3 protein-coding genes are annotated in these 4,498 nt (G+C 68.3%); all 3 read left to right on the forward strand.

Going from position 1 to position 4,498, the window contains the following annotated elements; translation table 11 throughout:
* The coding region (locus ACFWF3_RS25575) for a TauD/TfdA family dioxygenase (protein ID WP_379315798.1) at positions 1-405 on the forward strand (405 nt) is incomplete at its 5' end.
* A complete protein-coding gene (locus ACFWF3_RS25580; RefSeq protein WP_379315800.1) occupies positions 402-1,157 on the forward strand; it encodes an SDR family oxidoreductase in 756 nt (251 codons plus the stop codon). The genes ACFWF3_RS25575 and ACFWF3_RS25580, both read left to right, overlap by 4 nt.
* A 4-nt stretch (positions 1,158-1,161) precedes the next feature.
* Positions 1,162-4,498 (forward strand): carboxylic acid reductase (gene car, locus ACFWF3_RS25585; protein ID WP_379315802.1); only part of this gene is annotated, 3,337 nt, incomplete at its 3' end.

Consider the following 4,498-nt stretch of genomic DNA (forward strand, 5'->3'; position numbering starts at 1 on the left):
CGCCGGGTCAACGACATCCTGGAAGCCGAAGACCGCGAGACCCTTTCGCTGCTGCGTGGTGACTGGACCTACGACCGCACCGGCCGTGCCGGACCGCAGATCGTGGTGTCGCCCATCCTGTTCACCCAGCCCGACGGCACCATCGGCTGCTACTACCAGACCCGAACCGTGCGTGCCTCGCTGAATGCGGACGACCCCGCCGACGCACCCCGGCTCGCCGCGCTCGACGTACTCGACGAGGTGCTGCACCGCCCCGGCGTCGGCTTCGATCTGATGCTGGCCGCGGGCGATCTGCTGATCATCCGCAACAGCCGGGCACTACACGGTCGATCGCCCTACATCGACCAACCGGGACCGAAAGCGCGCCGCGTGCTGCGGCTGTGGGTGGACAAGGAGAACCGATGAGCACCGAAGATCGCATCGCCCTGGTCACCGGTGGGGGTAGTGGGCTGGGCCGCGCGGCGGCCCTCGCGCTGCTCGAGCAGGGCTGGGCGGTGGCGCTGACCGGCCGTCGCGAAATGCTGCTGAAGGAGACCGCCGACCTCGCGAACGTCCCCGCGAGCCGAGTCCTGGTGGCACCCGCCGACATCACCGATCCCACCGCGGTCGCCGACCTGTTCACCGGAGTACAGCGGTATTTCGGCCGCCTGGATCTGCTGTTCAACAACGCCGGGGCGGCGGTACCGCGCTGTCCCATCGAGGACATCCGAGTCGAGGACTGGAATCGCGCACTCGACACTCTCGTCACCGGGGCGTTCCTGTGCGCGCAGCAGGCCTTCCGCGTGATGCGTGCCCAGTCGCCCGGTGGTGGCCGGATCATCAATATGGGCGCGCCGTCCGCGCACGCGCCCAGACCCAATGCCATCGCCTACACGACGGCCAAACACGCGCTGCTCGGCCTGACCCGGGCGCTGTCACTGGACGGGCGCGCGCACGGAATCGCCTGCGGGCAAATAGATGTCGGCAATGTGACGCCGCCCGACGGCAGTGGGCAACCCGCGGCGCGGCAGGCCGACGGCACACTGGCGGTCGAACAGACCATCCCGGCCGAGCGGTTCACCGAGGCGCTGGTGCTGATGGCCTCGATGCCGCTGGACACGAATATCCAATTTCTCGGCGTCTTCCCGACGACGATGCCGTTCGTGGGCAGGGGCTGAGACCATGGGCAGTGCGGGCATTCCGCTGGAACGCCGGATCGAGATCCTGTGCGAGGGCGACTCGCAGGCCAGGGCCGCGCTGCGCGACCCAGAACTCTCGGCGAAGCTTCGACAACCCGCACTGCCGTTGGCTCATCTCGCCGAGACGGTGATGACCGGCTACGGTGATCGGCCCGCCGTCGGGCAGCGGGTCACCGAACTCGTTGTCGACAGTGAGACAGGCTGTCGAACAACACGATTGCGGCCGGAGTTCCACACCATCACCTATCGTGAGCTGTGGGATCGCGTCGGTGCGGTCGCGGCGTCCTGGTGGGGCTTCGGGTTGCGACCCGGTGACTTCGTGGCGATCCTCGGGGTCACAGGTGGCGACTACGCGACGCTCGATCTCGCGTGCGCGCATCTGGGCGCGGTGGCAGTTCCGCTGCAGGCCAACGCATCCGGTGGCGAACTGACAACGATCCTGACCGAGACCGCGCCGCGCGTCCTCGCGGTAGGAGTGGAGTTCCTCGACCGGGCAGTGGGAAGTATTCCGGCACAGCGGTTTCCACGGGCTCTGATCATCTTCGATGTGAACCTCGGAGACGACGAGCACGCCCGCATTCTCGCCGACGCTCGACGCCGACTGCCCCTTGTCGCCGTGCGCACGCTCGACGAGATCGTCAGCGACGGCCGTGCCGAGCCGCCGGCCCCGTTGTTCGCCGATCACGCCGACTCGATGAGCCTGCTCATCTACACCTCGGGCAGCACCGGAACGCCCAAAGGCGCGATCTACACCCAGCGGCTGGTCACCAGGATGTGGCTCAACGCCAGTCCGGTGCCCGCCCTCACCCTGGCGTATATGCCGATGAGCCATGTGGCGGCGCGGCTTTCGCTCTACGGCACGTTCGGTCGTGGCGGCACCACCTATTTCACGGGGCGTCCCGATCGTTCGACTCTGCTCGACGACCTCGCGCTGGTGCGGCCCACGGAGATCGCTTTCGCGCCGAGGGTCTGTGAGCTGCTGCTGCACCGGTTCCGGGACGACGTGGACCGGCGCCGAGCAGCGGGCGCGGACCCGGACCTCGCGCGCGAGGCCGCCCTCGACACCCTGCGCCGCGAGGTGCTCGGCGGGCGCGCGGTGTACGCCATCTTCGGTAGCGCCCCGATGGCAGCCGACGCGAAACTGTTCGCCGAGGCACTGCTCGGCTTCGCACTGCACGACGGGTACGGCGCCACCGAAGCACTCGACATCCTGCTCGACCATCGCATCCAGCGTCCGCCGGTGACCGACTACAAGCTGCTCGACGTGCCCGAGCTGGGCTACTTCACCACCGACCGACCACATCCGCGCGGTGAACTGCTGGTGCGCGCATCCACCGCGATCCCGGGTTACTACCGCCGGCCCGAGCTGTCCGCGGCGATCTTCGACGCCGAGGGCTACTACCGCACCGGCGATGTCATGACCGAGATCGCACCCGACCACCTCGTCTATCTCGACCGGCGCAACAACGTGCTCAAGCTGTCCAACGGCGAGTTCGTGACGGTAGCCCGGCTGGAGGCCGTCTATGGGACCAGCCCGCTGATCCGGCAAATCTTCGTCTACGGCTCCAGCGAGCGCGCCTACCTGCTCGCGGTGATCGTGCCGACCGACGAAGCACTGGCCGCAGGGTCACTGGACTCGGCGCTCACGGCGGCCCTGCGCGAGGTTGCGTCGGAGACGGGGCTGGCCGCCCACGAGATCCCGCGCGACTTCCTGGTCGAAACAGCACCTTTCACCGCCGACAACGGTCTGCTGTCCGGCCTGGGTAAGCTGCTTCGCCCGAAGGTGCGGGAGCGCTACGAGGCGAGGTTGGAGGGGATCTATCGTGATCACGCCGACGACCGGGCGGCCGAACTGCGTGAACTGCGGGCGCGCGCGGCCGAGCTTCCGTTGCTCGATGTCGTCGTGCGGGCTGCCAGGGCGGTCGTCGGCGGTGCCGAGAAGGATCTGCCCGTCGGCGCGAGTTTTACCGATCTGGGCGGTGATTCGCTGGCTGTCGTGACGTATTCGAGCCTGCTGAGCGAACTGCTCGACGTGGAGTTGCCCGCCGGGCTGCTCACCGGTCCGGGCACGGACTTCGCCGCGATCGCGGAATACGTTCGGCGACAACGACAGCCGGAGTTCGCGCGCCCGAGCTTCGCTGCCGTCCACGGGGACGACACTGTCCAGGTGCGTGCCGAGGACTTGACGCTGGAGGCGTTCCTCGACCCCGCGACGGTCGCGAGGGCGCACGCGCTACCTTCGGTCGCCGAGGTCGCCGGCACCGTCCTGCTGACCGGTGCGACCGGCTATATCGGGCGCTTCCTGTGTCTGGAATGGCTGCGCCGGTTGGCCGATATCGGTGGCACGCTGATCTGTCTGGTGCGTGGTGCGGACCCGGCGGCGGCGCGATGCAGGCTCGACGACGTCTTCGACAGCGACGTCGATCTGCGTGCGGAGTTCCGGGCGCTGGCGGCCCGGCATCTCGAGATCGTTGTCGGCGATATCGCGCAACCCGCTCTCGGCGTGGGCCGTTCGGAGTGGGAGGGGCTGGCTGCGCGGGTCGACCATGTCGTGCATGCAGCAGCGCACGTCAATCATGTTCTCCCGTACCGGCATCTGTTCGACGCGAATGTGGTGGGGACCGCCGAGATCATCCGGCTGGCGTCGACCACCCGCGTCAAGTCGGTCGACTTCCTGTCCACGATCGCGGTCGCCGACTCCTCGGCGCTCGACGAGGACGCTGACATCCGGGTCGCCGTACCCGGTCGCCGCATCGACGACAGCTACGCCAACGGCTACGAGGTAGGAAAGTGGGCGGGGGAGATACTGCTGCGCACAGCCCATGACCGCTGCGGACTCCCGGTGACGGTGTTCCGCTCGAACATGGCCCTGGCACACCGCCGCTACATCGGTCAGCTCAATGTCGCGGATGCCTTCACCCGGCTGCTGGTGAGCCTGGGCGCCACCGGGGTCGCGCCGCGGTCGTTCGTCTGCGGCGGGCCTGTCCACGATCACTACGACGGGCTTCCGGTCGACTTCACCGCCGCGGCGATCACGGCGCTCGGGGGTGATCCCCGACCGGATCACCGGGTCTTCCATGTCGCCAATCCCCACGACGACGGCGTCTCACTGGACCGGCTGGTGGACTGGCTGATCGAGGCAGGTCTGCCCGTGCGGCGGATCGCCAGCTACCCGGAGTGGTTCGGCCGGTTCCAAGCGGCACTGACCCGTTTGCCCGAACCGCTCCGCCGTCGCTCGGTGCTCCCGCTGCTGCCGGCCTATCGGCAACCTGCCGAGCCACGAACAGCACTGCCCACCAAGCAGTTTCAGGAAGCACCGC

Source organism: Nocardia sp. NPDC060220, assembly GCF_042727815.1.
In the GTDB taxonomy this organism is placed as follows: Bacteria; Actinomycetota; Actinomycetes; order Mycobacteriales; family Mycobacteriaceae; genus Nocardia.